This is a genomic window from Chitinasiproducens palmae, assembly GCF_900095735.1.
In the GTDB taxonomy this organism is placed as follows: Bacteria; Pseudomonadota; Gammaproteobacteria; order Burkholderiales; family Burkholderiaceae; genus Chitinasiproducens; species Chitinasiproducens palmae.
Genome location: NZ_FNLO01000008.1, coordinates 15,201 through 38,933, shown reverse-complemented (window position 1 = coordinate 38,933; position 23,733 = coordinate 15,201). Strand labels below are relative to the sequence as shown.

Below are 23,733 nucleotides of genomic sequence, written 5' to 3'. Positions count from 1 at the left end.
TGGGCGCCGGCTTCGGAGCGATGCAAGCGCGGCGCCAGGGCCGCACTTGCACACTTGCTTACTTCGACTTCGCGTTGACGATCGCGTCGGCGACGTTCTTCGGCGCTTCGGCGTAGTGCTTGAACTCCATCGTGTACGTCGCGCGACCCTGGGTCTGCGAACGCAGCGACGTCGAGTAGCCGAACATTTCGGCTAGCGGCACTTCGGCCTTCACGAGCTTGCCGCCGCCGACCATGTCGTCCATGCCCTGCACCATGCCGCGCCGCGAGGACAGGTCGCCCATCACGGTGCCGGCGTAGTCTTCCGGCGTCTCGACTTCAACGGCCATCATCGGTTCGAGCAGCACCGGCTTGGCGCGGCGCATGCCTTCCTTGAACGCCATCGAGCCGGCCATGCGGAACGCGTTTTCGTTCGAGTCCACGTCGTGGTACGAACCGAAGAACAGCGTCGCCTTCACGTCGACCACCGGGTAGCCCGCGACCACGCCCGCCTTCAGCGTTTCCTGGATGCCCTTGTCGACCGCCGGGATGTATTCGCGCGGCACCACGCCGCCCTTGATCGCGTCGACGAATTCATAACCCTTGCCCGGTTCCTGCGGCTCGAGCTTGAGTACGACGTGGCCGTACTGGCCGCGACCGCCCGACTGCTTGACGAACTTGCCTTCGACTTCGTCGCAGACGCTGCGGATCGTTTCGCGATACGCAACCTGCGGCTTGCCCACCGTCGCCTCGACGTTGAACTCGCGCTTCATCCGGTCGACCAGAATTTCCAGGTGCAGCTCGCCCATCCCGGAGATGATCGTCTGACCCGATTCCTCGTCGGTCTGCACGCGGAACGACGGGTCTTCCTGCGCCAGACGGTTCAGCGCCAGGCCCATCTTTTCCTGGTCGGCCTTGGTCTTCGGCTCGACGGCCTGCGAGATCACCGGCTCCGGGAATTCCATGCGTTCGAGCACGATCACCGCGTTCGGATCGCACAGGGTGTCGCCCGTGGTCACTTCCTTCAGACCGACGGCCGCCGCGATGTCGCCGGCGCGCACTTCCTTGATTTCTTCGCGCTGGTTGGCGTGCATCTGCAGGATCCGGCCAAGCCGTTCCTTCTTTTCCTTGACCGCGTTGTAGACCGTGTCGCCGGCGTTGACCACGCCCGAGTAGACACGGAAGAACGCGAGCTGGCCGACGAACGGGTCGGTCATGATCTTGAACGCGAGCGCCGAGAACTTCTCCGAATCGTCGGCCTTGCGCGAGGCGCGCTCGCCATTCTCGAGTTCGCCCTCGACCGGCGGAATGTCGACCGGCGACGGCAGATAATCGATGACCGCGTCGAGCATCGCCTGCACGCCCTTGTTCTTGAACGCGCTGCCCGCGAGCATAGGCAGGATTTCGCCGGCGATCGTCCGCTTGCGCAGCGCCTGCTTGATCTCGTCTTCGGTGAGCGCATCGCCGCTCAGGTATTTCTCGAGCAGTTCCTCGCTGGCTTCGGCGGCCGCCTCGACCATCTTGTCGTGCCATTCCTGCGCCAGCCCCTGCAGTTCCTCCGGAATCTCGCCGTACTCGAACTTGGTGCCTTGCGAGGCATCGTCCCAGATGATCGCCTTCATCTTGACCAGGTCGACCACGCCGCGGAATTTGTCTTCCGCGCCGACCGGGATCTGGATCGGCACCGGGTTGCCCTTCAGGCGTTCGCGAATCTGCTTTTCGACGCGGAAGAAGTCGGCGCCGACACGGTCCATCTTGTTGACGAAAGCCAGACGCGGCACGCCGTACTTGTTGGCCTGGCGCCAGACGGTTTCCGACTGCGGCTGCACGCCACCGACCGAGTCGTAGACCATGCACGCGCCGTCGAGCACGCGCATCGAGCGCTCGACTTCAATCGTGAAGTCGACGTGCCCCGGCGTGTCGATGATGTTGATCCGGTGTTCGGGATAATTCTTGCCCATCCCCGACCAGAATGCCGTGGTGGCGGCCGAGGTAATGGTGATGCCGCGTTCCTGTTCCTGCTCCATCCAGTCCATCGTCGCCGCGCCTTCGTGCACTTCGCCGATCTTGTGGTTGACGCCGGTGTAGAACAGGATGCGCTCGGTCGTCGTCGTCTTGCCTGCGTCGATGTGGGCGCTGATACCGATATTTCGGTAACGTTCGATGGGAGTCTTACGGGCCACTTCTAATCTCCTGTCAGCTCGGGTGACGAGCGCCGCGCGGCGGCGATCCGGTCAAGCAAGCATAAATAGCGCCACGGCGGGCCGCGCGTTGCGCAACTGCCTAGATGCGGGTCCGCACGCCGAATTGCAAGAGCGGGCCTGCGGAATCAGCGCGGTGCGGGCAGGCCGCCGATGCGTGTGCCCGGACCGATGCCGTGCTGGCTGAACCAGCCGCGATTCATCTCCAGCGCATAGCGGATGGCGCGGGTCGGACAGTGATTGTTCTCGGTCTGCGCCTGCATCTCGTCCACGTCGGTCACCGTCCCGTCGTCGCGGATGAATGCGATCGACAACGGGATCTCGGTATTCTTCATCCAAAAGCAGTGGCCGGCAACGTCGTCGAACACGAACAGCATGCCGCCGTTCGGAGCCAGGTGCTTGCGGTACATCAGGCCCTGCTCGCGATCGGCCTCGGTGGCGGCCACTTCGGCGCGAATCAGGTTCATGCCGGCGGTAAGTTGCACGACCGGGAAGTCACCGGGCTGCTTGATCGTCTGTGCGTCGCCCACAGCGGCGGTGGCGAGCACCGCGGCGCCGGACAGGGCAAGCGCGGCACGGCGGAAAAGCGTCGAAGGCACGTCGGGCTCCGAGGGGTCACGGTTGCCGCATATTATCCGATACGGCAAAAAAAAAAGACTCCGCGGGCGTGCCCGGGAGTCTCTGGTCGGCGCCGCCGAGGCGGCGCGATCGCAGCGATGCGAAAGACTTACTGTGCCGACGAGGCAGCTGCGTCCGAGGCGGCAGCGGCGTGCTTCTTCGAATGCTTCTTGGCCTTGTGGGCCTTCTTCGCCGGCTTCGCGCTCGCCGACGACGCGGCGGTCGTGTCCGATGCGGCCGGCGCTTGCGCGAAAGCGGCGGAGGCGAACAGGCCAGCGATCAGGGCAGCGATCAGTTTCTTCATGACATCCTCGATACACGTTAGTGAAATGACTGGCCGTTCGTCGGCTCGTCGCTACCTAAAACGCGGCTGTGCGGCAGCCGTTGACACGGTTCATCAAAATTTCGTCGATTTCTTTCGGGTGCCGCGTTGCCTTGGCGCGCGCGTGTCGTCGGATGCCGCGCGCTGCTGTGCGCCCGGCGCGCGCGGCGTGCCACGCGCACCAGTCGGCCGGGCTGTCCGCGCCGGTGCGGTCTCACCGGACGCCCGGAATGGGCGGCGCGGCTGCGCGCGCGTCACCGGTCTTTCATCGCGCCAAGGCGCGCCCACGTCCAGTTCGCGCCATTCGCCCGGGGCCAGGCCAAGATCGAACAGGTCGACGTCGCCAACCGCGCGGCGTACCAGCCGCAGGGTCGGCAGGCCGACCGCCGCGGTCATGCGCCGAACCTGCCGGTTCTTGCCTTCGCTGATGATCAGTTCCAGCCACGTCGTCGGGATCGCCGCACGGTAGCGAATCGGCGGGTTGCGTGGCCAGAGATCGGGCGGATCGATCACGCGCGCCTGACAGGGTTGTGTCCGGTAATCGCCCAGGTCGATGCCGGCGCGCAGGTGCGCCAGCGCGTCGGCACCCGGCAGGCCCTCGACCTGCGCCAGATAGCGCTTCGGCAGTTTGTGGCGCGGCGCACTGATCTGCGCCTGCAAGGCGCCGTCGTCGGTGAGCAGCAGCAGCCCTTCGCTGTCCGCGTCCAGTCGCCCCGCCGGGTAGACCTGCGGCACCGGTATGCAGTCGGCGAGGGTGCGGCGCGTGGGATGCGCGGAAAACTGGCAGATCACGTCGAACGGTTTGTTGAGAGCGATGAGACGGGCCATGACAGTGTCCAGAATTGAGCGCCGGAGGGGCGGAACGGGCAGCGCGCGAGCGGCGCCGGTGAGTGCCCCCGGCGGCAGGCCGATGTTGCGGCTCGACGCTGGCGCCTGCCCGACGCGGTCACGCGCGCTCAACCGGTCGGCGGACGATCCGGGCGCTGGGACGGCGGATCGTTCGACGTGGCACGGCCGCTGCGTCCGACAGCCGGCTTCGGCCAGGGCTGACATCGCCCGTTGCGCTTGCCGGCGCGGCATCGTGCAGCCGCCGGTCGCACGGGTAAGCACGATGGCGGGGCGCCGGAGTTTAATGCATAATATTGCCGCGGTCTTTTGTCTTATATAAGAGTGACGCGTTGCCGGGAGCACCCGACCGGCGCGGTCGGCCACCGGCACCTACGCGTGCGGCGTGGTCCTGCCGCCACCGAGCGCCTAGAATAACGCGATCCGTACCGAAGCTGCCTTCCGTCGAGGCGGTCCGCCCTTATTGGAGTCGATTTCATGTCGTATCAGCACATCAAAGTCCCGGCCGGCGACAAGATCACCGTCAATGCCGACTTTTCGCTCAACGTTTCCGATACGCCGATCATTCCCTACATCGAGGGCGATGGCACGGGCGTCGACATCACGCCGGTGATGATCAAGGTCGTCGATGCGGCGGTCGAAAAGGCCTACGGCGGCAAGAAGAAGATCAGCTGGATGGAAATCTTCGCCGGCGAGAAGTCGACCAAGATCTACGGTCCGGACGTCTGGCTGCCCGAGGAAACCCTCGAGGTGCTGAAGGAGTACGTCGTCTCGATCAAGGGTCCGCTGACGACGCCGGTCGGCGGCGGCATCCGCTCGCTGAACGTGGCGCTGCGCCAGCAGCTCGACCTGTACGTCTGCCTGCGCCCGGTGCAGTACTTCAAGGGCGTGCCGTCGCCGGTGCGCGAGCCGGAAAAGACCGACATGGTCATCTTCCGCGAGAACTCGGAAGACATCTACGCCGGCATCGAATGGATGGCCGACAGCGAGCAGGCCAAGAAGATCATCGCCTTCCTGCAGAAGGAAATGGGCGTGACGAAGATCCGCTTCCCCGAGTCGTCGTCGATCGGCGTCAAGCCGGTGTCGCGCGAAGGCACGGAGCGCCTGGTCCGCAAGGCGCTGCAATACGCGATCGACAACGATCGCAAGTCGCTGACCCTGGTGCACAAGGGCAACATCATGAAGTTCACCGAAGGTGGCTTCCGTGATTGGGGCTACGATCTGGCCAAGCGTGAGTTCGGCGCCGAACTGATCGACGGCGGTCCGTGGATGAAGTTCAAGAATCCGAAGACCGGCAACGAGATCACCGTCAAGGATTCGATCGCCGACGCGTTCCTGCAGCAGATCCTGCTGCGCCCGGCCGAATACGACGTGATCGCGACGCTGAACCTGAACGGCGACTATATCTCGGACGCGCTGGCGGCACAGGTCGGCGGCATCGGCATCGCCCCGGGTGCGAATCTGTCGGATTCGGTCGCAATGTTCGAAGCGACCCACGGCACGGCACCGAAGTACGCGGGCAAGGATTACGTGAATCCGGGTTCGGAAATCCTCTCCGCCGAAATGATGCTGCGTCACCTCGGCTGGACGGAAGCGGCTGACGTGATCATCGCCGCGATGGAGAAGTCGATCCTGCAGAAGCGCGTGACGTACGACTTCGCGCGGCTGATGGACGGCGCCGAGCAGGTGTCGTGCTCGGGCTTCGGTCAGGTGCTGATCGAAAACATGTAAGCCGCTCGGCACGGCCTGCTCTCCAGCGGGCCGTGCGTCGCGCCGGCGTCCGCGGTGTGCCGCACGTCGCCGCACGATGCGTCACGGCGCGTCGCCGACGCGCCAGGCTGTCCGCATAACGAAAAAGCCCCGTCACCGTGAGGTGACGGGGCTTTTTCGTCGGGAACGCGACGCCGGCGTCGGGAACCGACAGACGTGTCCATGCTGCAGGTTGTTCCAACAACCAAGCACCCGTTCAAGTGCGTTGGTCCAGGCATCCTGCGGTATCGGGAGGCAAGGCACTGCACCGCCTGCCTCGCTTCATGTCGGATCGCGGTCAACCGCGATCGCCTTGCTCGGGCACGGGCACCGCTGCACCCGTGTCGGTCTTGCTCGTACTTAGAATGCCGCTTGGATGTTCGACGCCTGCTTGCCCTTCGGGCCCTGCACGACTTCGAAGCTGACCTTCTGGCCTTCCTTCAGCGTCTTGAAGCCATTCATCTGAATGGCGGAGAAGTGCGCAAACAGATCCTCGCCACCTTCATCCGGCGTGATGAAGCCGAAACCTTTCGCGTCGTTGAACCACTTGACCGTACCTGTTGCCATGCTACTTCCCCTCTGACTCTTGTCCGCTGCATCTGACCGAATAAGCGCCCACCACCGTGCCATTAGGCAGGCCGGCGGCGCACGGAAGCCCTTTTCATTGTGTTCAAAAAGGTGCGAGAAAGATTGTTGAGGCTCTTAAATCACCTGTCAAGCGCTTTTTGGCGACGTTGCGGACGTGCAAAACCGGGGCTTCGGCAGGGTTATATTCGGCTTTTCAGGCAGGCCAGCGGGCCGGCTTGAAATTGCTCATAATCGCTCCAGATGAGGTGAGGAAGCGTCACTGCCCAAGGTCATGGTGCTTCTCGCAGACGGGACGTTTCCTGACAATTCTTGACGGAGATCGAACGGGTCGGTGCGGGTGGGGCGGCGCGGTATTCCGGGCCGCCGAGGCAGGCGTCGGAACGCTAATTGCGTCGCTGCCTTGGCCCCGGAGCGACTTGTTTAGAATGAATGTATGGCGATTATCCCGGACAAACAGGACGGTACCGTCCTGGAGCGGCAGCAACAGAAGCTGAAGCCGCCGTCCATGTACAAGGTGATGCTGCTCAACGACGACTTCACACCCATGGAGTTCGTCATCATGATCGTGCAGGATTACTTCAACAAGGACCGTGAAACCGCGACGCAGATCATGCTCAAGGTTCACCGCGAGGGCAGGGGAGTTTGTGGGGTCTATACGCGAGATGTCGCGGCGACCAAAGTTGAGCAAGTGGTTAGCCATGCACGGCAGTCGGGGCATCCGCTGCAGTGCGTGATGGAGGAAGCATGATTGCCCAGGAACTGGAAGTCAGTCTGCACATGGCGTTCATGGAAGCGCGCCAGGCGCGGCATGAGTTCATCACCGTTGAACATCTCCTGCTGGCGTTGCTGGACAACGCAACGGCAGCCGAAGTCTTGCGTGCGTGCTCGGCGAATATCGAAGACCTTCGTCAGAATCTGCGCAATTTCATCCACGACAACACGCCGACGGTGGCCGGAAACGACGAGGTCGACACACAGCCGACGCTCGGGTTCCAGCGCGTGATTCAACGCGCGATCATGCACGTGCAGTCGACGTCCAACGGCAAGAAGGAAGTGACCGGCGCGAACGTGCTGGTGGCGATCTTCGGCGAGAAGGACTCGCACGCGGTCTACTATCTGCAACAGCAGGGCGTGACGCGTCTGGACGTGGTCAATTTCATCTCGCACGGCATCTCGAAGGCCGGCGCGACCGATGCCGGCAAGGGCGGCGAGGCGGCCCCGGCCGAGGGCGAGGACGCCGCCGGCCAGAAGGAAACGCCGCTCGCCCAGTTCACCCAGAACCTGAACCAGATGGCGAAGGACGGCAAGATCGATCCGCTGATCGGCCGCGAGTCCGAAGTCGAGCGGGTGGTCCAGGTGCTGTGCCGCCGCCGCAAGAACAACCCATTGCTGGTCGGCGAGGCGGGCGTTGGCAAGACCGCGATCGCCGAGGGCCTGGCCTGGCGCATCACGCGCGGCGACGTGCCGGACATTCTGTCGGACGCGGTCGTGTATTCGCTCGACATGGGCGCGCTGCTGGCCGGTACCAAGTATCGCGGCGACTTCGAGCAGCGCCTGAAGACCGTGCTGAAGGAATTGAAGGATCGTCCGCACGCGGTGCTGTTCATCGACGAGATTCATACGCTGATCGGCGCGGGCGCCGCGTCGGGCGGCACGCTCGACGCTTCGAATCTGCTCAAGCCGGCGCTCTCGTCGGGCCAGTTGAAGTGCATCGGCGCGACGACCTTCACCGAATACCGCGGCATCTTCGAGAAGGATGCGGCGTTGTCGCGTCGTTTCCAGAAGGTCGACGTGGTGGAGCCGACGGTCGAACAGACCATCGCGATCCTGCGCGGCTTGAAGTCGCGCTTCGAGGAGCACCACGGCGTGAAGTATTCGTCGGGCGCGCTGTCGGCGGCCGCCGAGCTGTCGGCGCGCTTCATCTCCGACCGCCATTTGCCGGACAAGGCCATCGACGTGATCGACGAGGCGGGTGCGGCGCAGCGGATCCTGCCGAAGTCGCGTCAGAAGCGCACCATCGGCAAGAGCGAGATCGAGGAGATCATCTCGAAGATCGCGCGCGTGCCGGCGCAAAGCGTGTCGCAGGACGACCGCGGCAAGTTGCAGACGCTCGATCGCGACCTGCGCGCGGTCGTGTTCGGTCAGGACCCCGCGATCGAGGCGCTGGCCGCCGCGATCAAGATGTCGCGCGCGGGCCTGGGCAAGACGGACAAGCCGATCGGCTCGTTCCTGTTCTCCGGCCCGACCGGCGTGGGCAAGACCGAGGTCGCGAAGCAGCTGGCCTTCACGCTGGGCATCGAGCTGATCCGTTTCGACATGTCCGAGTACATGGAGCGCCACGCGGTGAGCCGGCTGATCGGCGCGCCGCCGGGATACGTCGGCTTCGACCAGGGCGGGCTGCTGACCGAGGCGATTTCGAAGAAGCCGCATTGCGTGCTGTTGCTCGACGAAATCGAGAAGGCGCATCCGGACATCTACAACGTGCTGCTGCAGGTGATGGACCACGGCACGCTGACGGACAACAACGGACGCAAGGCCGACTTCCGCAACGTGATCATCATCATGACCACGAACGCGGGTGCCGAGGCGATGCAGAAGTCGACGATCGGCTTCACGACGCGCCGGGAAGCCGGCGACGAGATGGTCGACATCAAGCGGATGTTCACGCCCGAGTTCCGCAACCGGCTCGACGCGATCATCAACTTCAAGTCGCTGGACGAGGAGATCATCCTGCGGGTGGTCGACAAGTTCCTGATGCAGCTCGAGGACCAGTTGCACGAGAAGAAGGTGGACGTCCATTTCAGCGACGCCCTTCGCCATCATCTCGCGAAGCATGGCTTCGATCCGCTGATGGGCGCGCGTCCGATGGAGCGTCTGATCCAGGACCTGATCCGCAAGGCGCTGGCCGACGAGTTGTTGTTCGGCCGTCTGGCCAGCGGCGGACGCGTATCGGTCGATGTGGACGCGGACGACAAGGTCCAGCTGAGCTTCGATGACAGCGGCGCGCCGCGCGACGCGAAGCCGGAGGCGGCCGAAGTCGAGTGACCGGCCTGGCCGCACAGCAAAAAGCCACCCTGCGGGGTGGCTTTTTTCATGGTGCCGTCCGTTCGCGGCAGCACCCCGCCGCGGGCGGCCGGAACGCAGGCGGGCGAACAACGGCGGTCCGTGGTCCGCTCAGCCGCGGCCCGTGCTGCCGAACCCGCCGGTGCCGCGCGTGCTGTCGCTGAACTCGTCGACCAGATTGAAGTGGGCCTGCACGACCGGCACGATGACCAATTGCGCCAGCCGCTCGAACGGTTCGATTCGGAACGCCTGCTGACCGCGGTTCCAGGTCGAGATCATCAGTTGACCCTGGTAATCCGAATCGATCAGCCCGACCAGATTGCCCAGCACGATGCCGTGCTTGTGGCCGAGCCCGGAGCGGGGCAGGATCAACGCCGCGTAGCCGGGGTCGTCCAGATGGATCGCCAGGCCGGTCGGCACTAATTCCGTCTGGCCCGGCTCAAGGTCCAGCGGCGCGTCCAGGCAGGCGCGCAGGTCGAGACCGGCGCTGCCGGAGGTGGCATAACGGGGCAGTTGCTCGCGCATCCGCGCGTCCAGTACCTTGATATCGATTTGCATCGGCTGGCGTGAGAGAGGGACGAAAAAAGTGGCAAGTTGCCGCACCACGCAGGGTGGCGCGGCGCAACGACGCCGGCGAAGCGAGGCAGCGAGGCCAGCGGAGTCAGGCAGGGCCGCGCCGGTGGGTCGGCGCCACCGCGTGAGCGAGCGGCGAGCGCGCCCCTGTTCGACCGACGCGGCCCGGCGCCGGATCATGCTCAGGGCGGCGGCCGGCGCGGCAGTCGCCGTGCAATCTCGGCGATCAGCGCATGGGCCAGCACGGCCTTGCCGGTACGCGGCAGCGCCCGTGGTCCGTCGGCGTCGAACAGCACGACTTCGTTGTCGTCGCGGCCGAAGGTCTGCTGGCCGAGATTGCCGACCAGCAGCGGCACGCCCTTGCGCACGCGCTTGGCAGCCGCAAGCTTCAGAAGGTCGCTGCTCTCGGCCGCAAAGCCGACGCAATACGGCGCGTCGGGCCGCGCGGCCACCTCGGCGAGAATGTCCGGGTTTTCGGCCAGCGCGAGCCGCGGCGGTGCCGCGTCGACCGACTTCTTGATCTTGTCGGTCGCGATCTCGGCGGCGCGCCAGTCGCACACGGCCGCGACCCCGATGAACACGTCGGCGTGCGGCACCAGCGAGAGCACCGCGGCGCGCATCTCGCTGGCCGTTTCGATGTCGTGACGCCGCACCCCCCACGGGGTCGGAAGCGCCACCGGACCCGCAACGAGATCGACGCTCGCGCCCGCGTCGGCGGCGGCACGCGCGAGGGCGAAGCCCATCTTGCCGCTCGAGCGGTTGGTCAGGCCTCGCACGGGATCGAGCGGCTCGAAGGTCGGCCCGGCGGTCAGCACGACATGCCGGCCCGCCAGCAGCTTTGGCCGCAGCGCCGCACACAGAGCGTCGGCGATCTGCCCGGCTTCGAGCATGCGGCCGTCGCCGACCTCGCCGCAGGCCTGCGCGCCGCTGCCGGGGCCGCAGATCTCCACCCCGTCGTCGCGCAACTGCGCGACATTGCGCGTGGTGGCGGGCTTGGCCCACATCTCCCGGTTCATCGCGGGCGCCACCAGCAGCTTGCAGTTGCGCGCCAGGCACAGGGTCAGCAGGAGGTCGTCGGCGATGCCGCAGGCAAGCTTGGCCATGAAGTCGGCCGACGCCGGCGCGATCACGATCGCATCGGCGCCGCGCGACAGGTCGATGTGCGCCATGCCATTGCCGTCCTGCCGCCACTGGTCGAGATGCACCGGGCGGCCGGACAGCGCCTGCATGGTCAGCGGCGTGATGAAGTGGGTGGCCCCCTCGGTCATCGCGACATGGACCTCCGCGCCGCGCCGAACCAGTTCGCGCGTCAGTTCGGCCGCCTTGTAGCAGGCGATGCCGCCGGTCAGGCCGACGACGATTCGCCGGCCGGCCAGTTCGAGCGCGTCGTGCGATGACGTTGCGGTCGACAGCAACGCCGCAGCGTGCGCGACCGTCGCATCGGCGTCGGCCGGCGTGGCGTCGCGGTCCACCGGGAAGGCGGGGTCGGATTGCGATGCGGACATGGTCTCCCTCGCTGGCTGGCGTGCGGACTACGTGTCAGCGTGCACGACGCACGCGGCGCATTTCGTCGACGAGCAGCAGGACCGCGCCGACGGTGATCGCGCTGTCCGCGACGTTGAAGGCGGGCCAATGCCAGTGCTGCCAGTGCACGTCGAGAAAGTCGATCACGTGGCCGTACACCAGCCGGTCGATGACATTGCCGATCGCGCCGCCCATGATCAGCGACAGCGCGGTGCAGAACACCTTCTGCGAGGCATGACGACGCAGCAGCCAGCAGATGAACACGGCGGCGACCAGTCCCAGCGCGGTAAAGCCCCAGCGCTGCCAGCCGCCGGCGTTGGCCAAGAAGCTGAAGGCCGCGCCTCGGTTGTAGACCAGCACCAGGCTGAAGAAGTCGGTGACGGGGCGCGACTCGCCATACTGGAACAGTCGGACGATCATCACCTTCGTCAACTGGTCGATCAGGATCGCCAGCAGGGCCAGGCCCAGCCACGGCCAGACCGAGCCGCGTCGCACCGGGCCCGCGCTTTTCATCGTCATGCTTCGGGTTGCCATCAGGCCGCACTCCTCGATTCGCCTTCGCCGAACAGGTTGCTGAAGCAACGTCCGCAGATCGTCGGATGGGCGGGATCGATGCCGACGTCGGTGCGATGATGCCAGCATCGCTCGCATTTCGGTGCGAGCGAGCGCGTCACGTCGACGCCATGCGCGGCTTCGTCGTCGACGCGCACCACGTCGGCCTTCGACGTGATCAGCACGAACTTCAGGTCGTCGCCCAGGCTGCTGAGCGCATCGAAGCGTGCGCCGCTGGCCCGGACCGAGACCTCGGCGTCGAGGGAGGCGCCGATCGCGCCGGCCGTGCGCGCTTCCTCGAGCGACTTGGTCACGTCGCTGCGGACCTCGCGCAGCAGCGTCCACTTTGCAAGCAGTGCCTCGCCGTCGGCCAGCGGCGGCAGGACGTGGAAGGTCTCGACGAACAGCGTGTCCATCTGCGGGTGCAGGACCTGCCACGCTTCCTCGGCGGTGAACGACGCGAACGGCGCGAGCAGCTTGAGCAGGCCGTGCGCGACGTGCCACAGCGCGTTCTGCGCGGAGCGCCGCGCGTGCGAGGCCGCCGCGGTCGTGTACAGCCGGTCCTTCAGCACGTCGAGGTAGAAGCCGCCCAGATCCTCGGAGCAGAAGGTCTGCAACATCGCCACGACCGGGTGGAATTCGTAGCGGTCATAGTGGGACAGCACCTGCTGCTGCAGGCGGTCGCACAACGCGACCGCATACCGGTCGATCTCCAGCCATTCCGTGACCGGCAACGCATCGCGGTCGGCGTCGTAGTCGGCCAGATTGGCGAGCAGGAAGCGCAGCGTGTTGCGGATGCGGCGATAGCCCTCGACAACGCGCTTCAGGATCTCGTCCGAGATCGACAGCTCGCCGGAGTAATCGGTCGACGCCACCCACAGCCGGATGATCTCGGCGCCCAGCTTCGACGCGACGTCCTGCGGCACGATCGTGTTGCCGATCGACTTGGACATCTTGCGGCCTTCGCCGTCGACGGTGAAGCCGTGCGTGAGCAGCGCCTTGTACGGCGGCTGGCCGTCGAGCATCGACGCGGTCAACAGCGACGAATGGAACCAGCCGCGGTGCTGATCGGAGCCTTCCAGGTAGAGATCGGCGGGGAACACGAGCTGGTCCGCGTGCGAGCCGCGCAGCACATGCCAGTGCGTGGTGCCGGAGTCGAACCAGACGTCCAGCGTGTCGCGGTTCTTCTCGTACTGGGCGGCCTCGTCGCCGAGCAGTTCGGCCGGATCGAGCGTCTGCCAGGCCTCGATGCCGTGCTGTTCGACGCGCTGCGCGACCTGTTCGAGCAGTTCGACGGTACGCGGGTGAAGCTCGCCGGTTTCCTTGTGGACGAAGAACGCCATCGGCACGCCCCACTGGCGCTGCCGCGACAGGGTCCAGTCCGGGCGGTTGGCGATCATGCCGAACAGGCGCTGCTTGCCCCACGACGGGAAGAAGCGGGTCGCCTCGATGCCGGCCAGCGCCGTCTCGCGCAGGGTCGCGCCGCCGTCGCGCGGCGTGATATCCATGCCCGCGAACCATTGCGAGGTGGCGCGGTAGATGATCGGCGTCTTGTGCCGCCAGCAGTGCATGTAGCTGTGCGGATGCTTGTGCCGGGCGAGCAGGCTGCCGGCCTCGGCCAGACGCTCGGCGATCGGTTCGTTGGCGTCCCAGATCGACATGCCGCCGAACAGCGGCAGGCTCGACGCGTAGCGGCCGTCGCCCATCACCGGGTTGCGGATGTCGTCGTCGCGCATGCCGTGCGCCTTGCACGAGACGAAGTCCTCGATGCCGTAGGCGGGCGCCGAGTGCACGATGCCGGTGCCGGTATCCGTCGTCACGTAGTCGCCGACGTAGACGGGCGCGGTGCGCCGGTAGCCTTCGTCGAGGGACGCCAGCGGATGGACGAAACGCAGGTCGGCGAGGCGGGCGCCCGGCGCCGTCGCCAGCACGTTGCCGCTCAGCCCATAGCTGTCGAGACAGGCGGCGACACGTTCGCTGGCCAGGATCAGCAGCCGCGTGCCGGCGTCGACCAGCGCGTATTCGATCTCGGGGTGCACGTTCAGCGCCTGGTTGGCCGGGATGGTCCAGGGCGTGGTGGTCCAGATCACGATCTGGCCGGGCTTGTCCGGCAGTGCCGGCAGGCCGAAGACGGCGGCCACCGCCGCCGGGTCGTCGAACGCGAAGCCGACGTCGACCGACAGGTCGGTGCGGTCGCGGTATTCGACTTCCGCCTCGGCCAGCGCGGAGCCGCAATCGAAGCACCAATTCACCGGCTTGAGGCCGCGGAACACGTAGCCCTTGTCGAGGATCTTCGCGAGCGCGCGGATTTCGTCCGCCTCGTTGCCGTAGTCCATCGTGCGGTACGGCCGCGCCCAGTCGCCAAGCACGCCCAGGCGCTTGAAATCCTCGCGCTGGCGATCGATCTGCGCGGTCGCGTAGGCGCGCGCGCGGCGCTGCACCTCGTCGGCGGGCAGGTTCTTGCCGAACTGCTTCTCGATCTGGATCTCGATCGGCATGCCGTGGCAATCCCAGCCCGGCACGTAGGGCGCGTCGAAGCCGCCGAGGGTGCGCGCCTTCACGATCATGTCCTTCAGGATCTTGTTGACCGCGTGACCGATGTGGATGTCGCCGTTCGCGTAGGGCGGGCCGTCGTGCAGCACGAACTTCGGCCGGCCGAAGCTGGCCGCGCGGATCTGACCGTAGATGTCCTTTTCCTGCCATTGCCGGATCCATTCCGGCTCGCGGCGCGGCAGGTCGCCGCGCATCGGGAACGGCGTTTCGAGCAGGTTGACCGGATAGGCGGACGCCTTGGCGTGCTTCTGCGGCTTGCCGGCCTTGCCGTTGCTCGGCTTGGCGCCCTGGGCGGGCTGGGACTCGTGGTTGTCTTGGCTCATGTGTGCGACTTCGCGAAATGGGTGCGCCGCGCGCTGGCGCGGCATTGCGGGGCCGGCGCCTGCGGCGGGTGAGATGCCTGCCGGTCGCGGCGGTCGGGCATGGCCCGCGCCCGCCGCGCCAGCCTACCTAATTCGGTCGGTGGCAGTCGTCGCGCCGGTGCCCGAGCGATCGAACCACGCGCGCGCGTGCGCGACGTCGCGCCCGATCGCCGCGATCAATGTGGGCAGGTCGATGTAGCGTTCCTCGTCGCGCAATTTCTGCAGGAACTCGATGCGCACCAGTTTGCCGTACGCATCGCCGCTCCAGTCGAGCACATGCACTTCCAGCAGAAAGCGTCCGGAGTCGTCGACCGTCGGGCGCAGGCCCATGCTGGCGACGCCCGGCAGCGGCGTGGCGGCCAGGCCGTGCACGCGCACCACGAAGATGCCGGCGATCGCGGGGCGCTTGTGCGCGATGTGCAGGTTGAGCGTCGGGAACCCGAGATCCCGGCCCAGCTTCTTGCCGTGCACGACGCGGCCGGACATCGCATAGGCGCGGCCGAGCAGTTGTTCTGCCGCGCCCAGATCGCCCGACACCAGCGCCGCGCGCACGGCCGAGCTGGAGATGCGCGCGCCGTTCACGTCGGCGAACGTGTCCATGCGCTCGACTTCGAAGCCGTGCCGCGCCCCGGCGGCCGCCAGGGCGGCGAAGTCGCCGGCACGCCGGGCGCCATAGCGGAAGTCGTCGCCGACCAGGACCCAGCGCGCGTGCAGGCCGTCGACGAGCATGTCGTCGATGAACGCATCCGGGGACAGCGCGGCGAGCGACGGACCGAAATGCTCGACGATCACCCGGTCGACGCCGCAGGCGGCCAGCGCCTCGAGCTTGTCGCGCAGCAATGCGATGCGCGGCGGCGCGCTGCCCGGATCGAAGAACTCCCGCGGATGCGGTTCGAAGGTCATGACCGTGAGCGGCAGGCCGCGCGCGTCGGCGGCGGCGCGCGCGCGCGCCAGCAGCGTCTGGTGGCCGCGATGGACGCCGTCGAAATTGCCGATCGTCAGCGCGCAACGTTCGCGGCTTTCGGCATTCGGGAGACCCCTGAAGACTTTCACGTTGGCAAACTGCCGGTCCGGACGGAGAAAAGCGTTCGATTATAGACGCTTGTGCGCTCCCCGGGCACGCTGCCGGCCGCCGGCGCCGCCAGCGCACGGGCTGCCGCCACCCGCTGCCGCCCGCCGCGGGGCGTGGCTGAGTGCGGCCGGTGGCCCGGGACGCCGGTGATAGAATCCGCCCATGAAAAAAATCGTCATCCTGATATCGGGCCGGGGCAGCAATATGGAAGCGATCCTGCGCGCGTGCGCGGCCGATCGCTGGCCGGCGCGAATTGTCGCGGTGATCTCGAACCGGCCCGATGCGGCCGGCCTGCCGGTGGCCCGTCAGCATGGCGTCGCGACCGAGGTCGTCGATCACCGCGCGTACGACGGCCGTGCCGCGTTCGACGCGGCGCTGGCCGACGCGATCGATGCGCACGCGCCGGATCTCGTGGTGCTGGCCGGGTTCATGCGCGTGCTCACCGATGGCTTCGTGACGCGCTATTCGGGCCGCCTGATCAACATCCATCCGTCGCTGCTGCCGAGCTTCGCCGGCCTGGACACCCACCGCCGCGCGCTCGAAGCCGGCGTGCGCTGGCACGGCGCGACGGTTCATTTCGTCAGCCCGACCGTCGATGGCGGACGCATCATCGCGCAATGCGCGGTGCCGGTGCATCCGGACGACAGTCCGGCGACGCTCGGCGAGCGCGTGCTGGCCGCCGAGCATGCGCTGTATCCGCGTGTGGTGCGCGGATATGTGGATGACCAGATCAAACTGGTCGATGACGACCTGCTGCTCGCGCCGCAACTGTGGCCTTCGCTTGCCTGCGTCCACGAAACGGCCGCGGCCGACCTGCTTACGCAATGAAACTACATCGATTCCTGATCGGCCAAGCCGAAACCCTGCTGGCCGACGTGCTGACCTTCACGCATCCGGCGGATGCGGTCGTCAGCCGCTTCTTCCGCGCGCATCCGAAGCTCGGGCACGCCGAGCGCGGCGTGATCGCCGAGGCGATCTTCGCGGTGCTGCGCCGTCGGCTCGAGTTCGCGCATCTGGCCCAGAGCGGCAGCGGCGCGCCGAACCGGCGCCTGATCCTGCTGGGGCTGATGCAGACCGTCGGACGCGGCGTGCTGTCGGCCGTGGTGAGCGACGAGGAAAAGGCGTGGCTCGACCGCATCGCCCAGATCGATCCCGCCAGCCTGCCCGAGCGCATGCGCCTGAACCTGCCGGATTGGATCGGCGACACGCTGCGCGCCGAACTGGGCGACGAAGGCTTGATGCAACTGGCGGCGGCGCTGAATTATCCGGCACCGCTGGATTTGCGCGCGAACACGCTGAAGGCGACGCGCGAACAGGTGCTCGACGCGCTCGAGAACGCCGGCATCGACGGCGGCACCACGCCGTATGCGCCGGAAGCGCTGCGTCTGGTGGGCAAGCCTGCATTGACGCGGCTGAAGGCGTTCCAGGACGGCTGGTTCGAGGTGCAGGACGAAGGCAGCCAGTTGCTCGCCTATCTGCTGGCCCCGAAGCGCGGCGAGATGGTCGTCGATTTCTGCGCGGGCGCGGGCGGCAAGACGCTCGCGCTCGGTGCGCTGATGCGTTCGAGCGGCCGCTTGTACGCGTTGGACGTGTCGGAGCGGCGGCTGGCCAAGTTCAAGCCGCGCATGGCGCGCAGCGGCCTGTCCAATGTCCACCCGATCGTCATCGACAGCGAGAACGACGTGAAGATCCGGCGTCTGGGCGGGAAGATCGACCGCGTGCTGGTCGACGCACCCTGCAGCGGCCTGGGCACGCTGCGACGCAACCCCGATCTCAAGTGGCGGCAATCGCCGGCCTCGCTGGCCGAATTGAACGTGAAGCAGGCGTCCATTCTGGCGGCCGCCGCCCGCCTGCTGAAGCCTTCGGGCCGCCTGGTCTATGCGACCTGCAGCCTGCTGCCGGCGGAAAACGAGGCGATCGTGGCAGCCTTTCTCGCGTCGCATCCCGATTTCGAACTGGGCGACGCGGCGGCCGTGCTCAAATCGCAGCGCATCGACCTCGACACGGGACCGATGCTCAAGCTGCTGCCACATCGCCACGGTACGGACGGCTTCTTCGCCGCTATCCTGCAACGCAAGGCAGCCGCCAAAGCGACCGCTGCCGAGCCGGCGTCGGAGCCGGCCTGACACTGGCGGCGTTACCGCAACCGGACGGTTGCATGGCGGTCGGCGCGCGCGGCACTGGCCCGCTCGCCAACCGTTGCTGCCGGCACGGGCACGTGGGGCGATGAGCCGCGGTTGTTGTGTAAGCACCACGGCCGTAAGCACCACGGCGACGGCGGAACGGACCGCAACGCCGATGGCGACGAGTTCGCCTTGTCGGCGCGTGCGGTGCCGGTTTTTACTTGTTCTTGTCCGTTGTCGGTTCTTGTTGGTTGAGAGGCGCGCGCGGCGTGGCAGCAGCGTTCCGCGAGCGCGCGGTGGACGCGCGACTGAGGCTGTTGCGCGAAACGCGAGAGACGACGGCGGCACCTCGGCCTTGGGCCCATTCGCGTCGCGGCGCGCTGGCTCGCGACCAAGGCAATGCGCATCGCGAGGTCCGGGAAAGACCGCGGAGGCGGACGCACGGCGCGCCTGGGCTGCGGCAATTTCTACCGAACAATCGGGTCCGTCGAGTTGATCTAAGTCATTGCCACGACAGATTTATTTTCAGGTCCACCGTTTAGTTGACTCCCGGGTGGGGCGGTTACAATTTCCTGCCAGCCTTGCGGAACCCTTGCGCTAAAATTCCGTCTGAATCGTTCGCTCGTCGAGCGGGCAGTATGCCGGCGAGCCTTTCGGCGCCTCCTCGACCCTGACGATGCGTCCTTTCCAAGCAGCCGGAAAACATCTTGTACGAGTCCTTGTCTCAATTCCTCGGTAACGGCCTGACGGGCTGGTCCTGGTGGAAGATTGTCCTGTTCACGCTGGCGATGACGCACGTCACGATCGCGAGCGTGACAATCTATCTGCACCGGTGCCAGGCGCACCGTGCCCTTGATTTGCATCCGATCGCCGCGCATTTCTTCCGCTTCTGGTTGTGGATGACGACCGGCATGGTCACCAAGGAGTGGGCCGCGATCCACCGCAAGCACCACGCAAAGTGCGAGACCGAAGAAGATCCGCACAGCCCGCAGACGCGCGGCATCAAGAAGGTGATGTGGGAAGGCGCCGAGCTGTACAAGGCGGAGGCCGTGAACGGCGAGACGCTGCGCAAGTTCGGCCACGGCACGCCCGACGACTGGCTCGAGCGCAACGTCTATTCGCGCCACAACATCCTCGGCATCAGCCTGATGATGATCATCGACGTGGCGCTATTCGGCCTGGCCGGCCTGTCGGTCTGGGCGGTGCAGATGGTCTGGATTCCGTTCTGGGCGGCCGGCGTCGTCAACGGTCTCGGCCACTATTGGGGTTACCGCAACTTCAACTGCACGGACGCCAGCACGAACCTGTTCCCGATCGGCATCCTGATCGGTGGCGAGGAAATGCATAACAACCATCACACGTACGCCACGTCGGCCAAGTTCTCGAACAAGTGGTACGAGTTCGATATCGGCTGGCTGTACATTCGCACGATGTCCGTCTTCGGTCTGGCCAAGGTGAAGAAGCTCGCGCCGACGCCGAAGCTGGCCGCTGGCAAGTCGGTGTGCGATCTGGATACGCTCCAGGCCGTGCTGTCGAACCGCTACGAAGTGATGGAGCGCTACGGCCGCACGCTGCGCCGGGCATACCGCGACGAACTGGCGCGACTGAAGACGTCGGCCGGTGCGAGCGGCGAGAGCTATGCGCTGTTCAAGGGCGCGCGCAAATGGTTCCACAAGGACGAGACGCGCCTGGCCGAGCCGCAGCGCCAGCAATTGCCGCAGATCCTCGAAAGCAGCTCCGCCCTGCATACGTTCTACGAGCTTCGCCGCGAGCTGGCCGCCATCTGGGAACGTTCCAACGCGTCGCGCGAGCAGTTGCTTGCTCAGCTTCAAGGCTGGTGCCAGCGCGCGGAGCAGAGCGGTATTGCTGCACTGCAAGATTTCGCGGGGCGTCTGCGCCGCTACAGCTGAGCGATCGTTCGGCTGCCCCGACGGGCAGTTTCTTGGGCTACACTTGCCTTTTTTGAACGAAACCCGGTTTCCAGACCGGGTTTCGCGCATTGGCGAATCCCATACCGACGATGAATCAGGCAGCGCTGAAATCGGTCGAGTTCGATCGGCCACACATGTTTCGCGGCACTTGCAGTGTCGAGCAAGCCTGGGCGCGCGTGCCCGCTCAGCCCGACCGCGAAGCACGCGCTGCCCTGAAGGCGCGGATCAAGGCATTGCTCCAGCGCGAGAACGCCGTGCTGGTCGCGCACTATTACGTCGATCCGGAATTGCAGGATCTTGCCGAGGAGACCGGCGGCTGCGTCGCCGACTCGCTCGAGATGGCTCGCTTCGGCCGGGACCATCCGGCTGGCACGCTGATGGTCGCGGGCGTGCGTTTCATGGGCGAGACGGCCAAGATTCTCAGTCCCGAGAAGCGCATCCTGATGCCGGATCTCGACGCGACCTGCTCGCTGGATCTCGGCTGTCCGGCCGACGAGTTCTCGGCTTTCTGCGATGCCCACCCGGACCGCACGGTGGTCGTCTATGCCAATACGAGCGCAGCGGTAAAGGCACGTGCCGATTGGGTAGTCACGTCGTCGATCGGCCTGCAGATCATCCAGGCGCTGCACGATCGAGGCGAGAAGATCCTGTGGGCGCCGGATCGCCATTTGGGTGCCTACGTCCGCAAGCAGACCGGTGCGGACATGTTGCTGTGGGACGGCGCCTGCCTGGTGCATGATGAATTCAAGGCGACCGAACTGGATCTGCTGAAGACCGAGTACCCGGACGCGAAGGTGCTGGTTCATCCCGAGTCGCCGGCTTCGGTGGTCGCGCTGGCCGACGTCGTGGGCTCGACCTCGCAGTTGATCGATGCGGCGCGTACGCTCGATGCGGAACGCTTCATCGTCGCGACCGACCTCGGTATTCTCCACAAGATGCAGGCGGCGGCCCCTGGCAAGATCCTGATCGAGGCACCTACCGCGGGCAACAGCGCAAGCTGCAAGAGCTGCGCGCACTGTCCGTGGATGGCAATGAACGCACTTGAAAACGTGGCAGCGGTTCTCGACGCCGGGGACAAGGAAATCGACATCGATCCGGCCATCCGGCAGCGAGCGTTGTTGCCCATCACCCGCATGCTCGACTTCGCCGCCGCCGCCAAGCGCACGGTGCGCGCGAGCGGCGATCTCGCGCGCGACGGCGCACTGTTCTCACAAGTGGGGCCCGCATGAGCTCAGCCGATCAACGGTCGCCCGAGCGACTGCGCGATGTTCTTGCAGCGATGGATGTTGCATCGCTCGCGCCCGAGTTCCAAACCATCGACGCCGAGTATGACGGCACGCTGGGGGCCGCGCTGTCCCGCAACGTCGCCACGGCGATCGACGAGGACGTGGGGGCCGGCGATTTAACCGGCCGTCTGCTCAATGACGAGCAGCGCAGCGCCCGTGTGATCGTGCGCGAGGCAGCGGTGCTTGCCGGCGCGCCGTGGTTCGAGGCGGTGATGCGGTACGTCGACCCGACCATCACGCTCGAATGGCATTTCGCGGACGGCCAGCGGATGCCTGCCGAAGCCGTCGTGTGCCGAATGCATGGTCCGGTCCGGTCGCTGCTGACGGCGGAGCGCAATGCGCTGAACTTCCTGCAACTGCTGTCCGGCGTGGCGACAGCGACGCGGCGTTACGTCGATGCGATCGAACCGGTGCAGAACAACCGCGCGCGCATCCTCGATACGCGCAAGACGATGCCTGGACTGCGCCTGGCGCAGAAGTACGCGGTGCGCGTCGGTGGTGGCGCGAATCAACGTCTGGCCCTTTACGACGGCATCCTGATCAAGGAAAACCACATCGCCGCCGCCGGCGGAGTCGCGGCAGCCTTGCAGCGCGCAGCCGAGCGGGGCGGGTCGGCGCCGGTGCAGATCGAGGTCGAGACGCTCGTGCAACTGGACGAGGCACTGGCGCACGGCGCACGCTCGATCTTGTTGGACAATTTTGCACTGGCCGACATGAGCGAGGCGGTTCGTCGCAACGCGGGCAGGGCGCTGCTGGAGGTGTCGGGCGGCGTGGACATGCGCACGGTGGTCGACATCGCCCGAACCGGCGTCGACCGCATCTCGATTGGCGCGCTCACCAAGGATATCCGCGCAACAGACTTTTCGATGCGGCTGGTCTGAGCAGTCGCTGGCTGCAGACACGGCTCCACGGCTCCACGGCTATACGGCTATACGGCTATACGGCTATACGGCTATACGGCTGCACAGCTACGGCGGTGCGCCGCTATAGCGGCGGGCATGACGCGTCGTGCGCGGACGCGCGGCGGAACCGACGGCGAGCCGACAAGCATCGTTTCACGACGCAACGGCTTTAGACGCGACTTGCATCGCGAGTTGAAGTCGACGTGCGCGTCTGATCCAGCACGATGCACTAGCTCGACAGGCAAGCTAGCCAGGCCGGTCGCCGTGCAGCCGGCTCGGTGCTGGTGCCCCCTTAGGCCCGCTGCTGGAGGGGACGGGTAGCTGGCAGGGGCGGCGATCTCAGGCTGACGGCAACATTTTCGTCACGGCAATTCGGCCTGACATCCGGTGCCGGTGTGGCGCGCTTGTCGCAACGGCGAGCCAGCCGGAACGACGTGACACGCTGCGCAAACGACCTCATGAAGGTTGCTCGGTGGCTCAGTCGCTCAGTCGCCCGATCGCCCAGTCGCCAGTTCACTCGGTGCGCCTTTGCGCCGGTCATCTCTTGGACTTACGTCTCGCGCTAACCGTTGGACGGTGCGCGCCCGCTGCACTAGGCGGCTGTCGCGTACCGGTGCAAGCGCCGTGGCGCTTTATCGAATGCGGCGCCGAAGTAACAGCCGCACCGCTATGGTCATCGCCGGAGTTCGATACTCGTGTCACGTGTTAGGCAACGGTTGAAAAGGGGCAGGCGCGACGATGCCGTCGGCGCAGCGGCCGACGCTTGCGTTCGACGAGACAGGCCGTCGAGGGGCGGTTGAACAGAGGAGGGGCCTGAGACCGGGGGCGCGTCCGGGCAATCCGACGGATGTAGCAGATCGCGGCAGGGAGCCGGACACAACGCGATGCGACGCTATGTAATGCGACGTCGCGCGAAATGCAAAAAGCCGCCCGAAAGCGGCTTTTTGTGATGTTCCTGGCGGGGCCGGTCTGCCCGGCGCCAGGTCACGGGTGCACGCAAGCGCGCACCGCGCCAAGATCTTACTTGATCTTGGTTTCCTTGTAGGGCACGTGCTTGCGGACGACGGGATCAAACTTGCTGATCTCCATCTTTTCCGGCATCGTGCGCTTGTTCTTCGTCGTCGTGTAGAAGTGGCCGGTACCGGCGGTCGATTCCAGCTTGATCTTGTCGCGAATACCCTTCGCCATGACAAATCCCCTGTAAGGATGAGGCGGGGCAATGCCCTCGCCTGTTAATCTGCGATTTAGGCCTTGCCGATGTCGGCGAGGACCGCTTCAATGCCTTTCTTGTCGATCAGGCGCAGCGCGGCGTTCGACACGCGCAGCCGCACGAAGCGGTTTTCGCTTTCGATCCAGAAGCGGCGGCTCTGCAGGTTCGGCAGGAAGCGACGCTTCGTCTTATTGTTTGCGTGGGAAACGTTGTTGCCGACCATCGGCCCCTTTCCCGTAACGATGCATTTGCGTGCCATGAAGCACTCTCCAGTACGCGT

Annotated in this window: 19 protein-coding genes and 1 pseudogene; 8 read left to right on the top strand and 12 right to left on the bottom strand. The window is 66.0% G+C overall.

Annotated elements, in window-relative coordinates; all coding sequences use genetic code 11:
* Window positions 1–58: 58 nt before the first annotated feature.
* From fusA to BLU54_RS13690, 4 genes and pseudogenes are all read right to left on the bottom strand, one after another.
* Window positions 59–2,161 carry an elongation factor G gene (fusA, locus tag BLU54_RS13705; protein ID WP_091909357.1) on the bottom strand — a complete coding sequence of 701 codons (2,103 nt, stop codon included), beginning with the start codon at window positions 2,159–2,161 and terminating at the stop codon, window positions 59–61.
* Between the two features lie 146 nt (window positions 2,162–2,307).
* Entirely contained in the window at window positions 2,308–2,778 is a 471-nt protein-coding gene (locus BLU54_RS13700; protein ID WP_407919420.1) for a DUF192 domain-containing protein, read from the bottom strand.
* Between the two features lie 128 nt (window positions 2,779–2,906).
* Window positions 2,907–3,101, bottom strand: a complete 195-nt coding sequence (locus BLU54_RS13695; protein ID WP_091909354.1) for a hypothetical protein — start codon at window positions 3,099–3,101, stop codon at window positions 2,907–2,909.
* Window positions 3,102–3,377: 276 nt separating this feature from the next.
* Window positions 3,378–3,947, bottom strand: a pseudogene (locus tag BLU54_RS13690) (pseudouridine synthase); the annotation flags it as partial.
* A gap of 495 nt (window positions 3,948–4,442) precedes the next feature.
* On the opposite strand from BLU54_RS13690, the gene icd reads away from it, so the two are divergent.
* The gene (gene icd / locus BLU54_RS13685) at window positions 4,443–5,696 is read left to right on the top strand and encodes an NADP-dependent isocitrate dehydrogenase (RefSeq protein WP_091909352.1); all 1,254 of its coding nucleotides are present in this window, start codon (window positions 4,443–4,445) and stop codon (window positions 5,694–5,696) included.
* Window positions 5,697–6,074: 378 nt separating this feature from the next.
* Here the strand turns inward: icd and cspD are convergent, their stop codons facing one another.
* Window positions 6,075–6,281, bottom strand: a complete 207-nt coding sequence (cspD, locus tag BLU54_RS13680) for a cold shock domain-containing protein CspD (protein ID WP_091909347.1) — start codon at window positions 6,279–6,281, stop codon at window positions 6,075–6,077.
* A gap of 454 nt (window positions 6,282–6,735) precedes the next feature.
* On the opposite strand from cspD, the gene clpS reads away from it, so the two are divergent.
* Complete coding sequence (clpS, locus tag BLU54_RS13675) at window positions 6,736–7,050, top strand: ATP-dependent Clp protease adapter ClpS (RefSeq protein WP_091909344.1); 315 nt, start codon at window positions 6,736–6,738, stop codon at window positions 7,048–7,050.
* Entirely contained in the window at window positions 7,047–9,347 is a 2,301-nt protein-coding gene (gene clpA, locus BLU54_RS13670) for an ATP-dependent Clp protease ATP-binding subunit ClpA (protein ID WP_091909339.1), read from the top strand. The genes clpS and clpA overlap by 4 nt, the downstream gene beginning before the upstream one ends.
* 129 nt (window positions 9,348–9,476) lie before the next feature.
* Here clpA and dut read toward each other — a convergent pair whose 3' ends face one another.
* From dut to BLU54_RS13645, 5 genes are all read right to left on the bottom strand, one after another.
* Window positions 9,477–9,923, bottom strand: a complete 447-nt coding sequence (gene dut, locus BLU54_RS13665; RefSeq protein WP_091909336.1) for a dUTP diphosphatase — start codon at window positions 9,921–9,923, stop codon at window positions 9,477–9,479.
* A 197-nt stretch (window positions 9,924–10,120) separates the two neighbouring features.
* Window positions 10,121–11,443 (bottom strand): bifunctional phosphopantothenoylcysteine decarboxylase/phosphopantothenate--cysteine ligase CoaBC, encoded by a 1,323-nt coding sequence (coaBC, locus tag BLU54_RS13660; RefSeq protein ID WP_091909334.1) that lies wholly within the window; start codon window positions 11,441–11,443, stop codon window positions 10,121–10,123.
* A gap of 34 nt (window positions 11,444–11,477) precedes the next feature.
* A complete protein-coding gene (lspA, locus tag BLU54_RS13655) occupies window positions 11,478–11,996 on the bottom strand; it encodes a signal peptidase II (RefSeq protein WP_091909331.1) in 519 nt (172 codons plus the stop codon).
* Window positions 11,996–14,890 (bottom strand): isoleucine--tRNA ligase, encoded by a 2,895-nt coding sequence (ileS, locus tag BLU54_RS13650; RefSeq protein ID WP_091909876.1) that lies wholly within the window; start codon window positions 14,888–14,890, stop codon window positions 11,996–11,998. The genes lspA and ileS overlap by 1 nt, the downstream gene beginning before the upstream one ends.
* A 123-nt stretch (window positions 14,891–15,013) precedes the next feature.
* Entirely contained in the window at window positions 15,014–15,982 is a 969-nt protein-coding gene (locus BLU54_RS13645; RefSeq protein WP_091909328.1) for a bifunctional riboflavin kinase/FAD synthetase, read from the bottom strand.
* A 181-nt stretch (window positions 15,983–16,163) separates the two neighbouring features.
* Here BLU54_RS13645 and purN point away from each other — a divergent pair, with 181 nt between their 5' ends.
* The 5 genes from purN (at window position 16,164) to nadC (ending at window position 22,222) form a co-directional block, all read left to right on the top strand.
* A complete protein-coding gene (purN, locus tag BLU54_RS13640; RefSeq protein WP_091909325.1) occupies window positions 16,164–16,829 on the top strand; it encodes a phosphoribosylglycinamide formyltransferase in 666 nt (221 codons plus the stop codon).
* Entirely contained in the window at window positions 16,826–18,127 is a 1,302-nt protein-coding gene (locus tag BLU54_RS13635) for an RsmB/NOP family class I SAM-dependent RNA methyltransferase (RefSeq protein ID WP_091909322.1), read from the top strand. Before purN ends, BLU54_RS13635 begins: the two co-directional genes overlap by 4 nt.
* 704 nt (window positions 18,128–18,831) lie before the next feature.
* Window positions 18,832–20,034, top strand: coding sequence for a DesA family fatty acid desaturase (locus BLU54_RS13630; protein WP_091909318.1), 1,203 nt, complete (start codon window positions 18,832–18,834; stop codon window positions 20,032–20,034).
* 110 nt (window positions 20,035–20,144) lie between these two features.
* Entirely contained in the window at window positions 20,145–21,284 is a 1,140-nt protein-coding gene (gene nadA, locus BLU54_RS13625) for a quinolinate synthase NadA (protein ID WP_091909315.1), read from the top strand.
* Between the two features lie 50 nt (window positions 21,285–21,334).
* On the top strand, window positions 21,335–22,222 hold the full coding sequence (gene nadC, locus BLU54_RS13620) for a carboxylating nicotinate-nucleotide diphosphorylase (RefSeq protein ID WP_091909312.1): 888 nt from the start codon (window positions 21,335–21,337) through the stop codon (window positions 22,220–22,222).
* Between the two features lie 1,041 nt (window positions 22,223–23,263).
* Here nadC and rpmG read toward each other — a convergent pair.
* Window positions 23,264–23,431, bottom strand: coding sequence for a 50S ribosomal protein L33 (gene rpmG / locus BLU54_RS13615; RefSeq protein ID WP_091909309.1), 168 nt, complete (start codon window positions 23,429–23,431; stop codon window positions 23,264–23,266).
* Between the two features lie 56 nt (window positions 23,432–23,487).
* Complete coding sequence (rpmB, locus tag BLU54_RS13610; protein WP_091909305.1) at window positions 23,488–23,712, bottom strand: 50S ribosomal protein L28; 225 nt, start codon at window positions 23,710–23,712, stop codon at window positions 23,488–23,490.
* Between the last annotated feature and the right edge of the window lie 21 nt (window positions 23,713–23,733).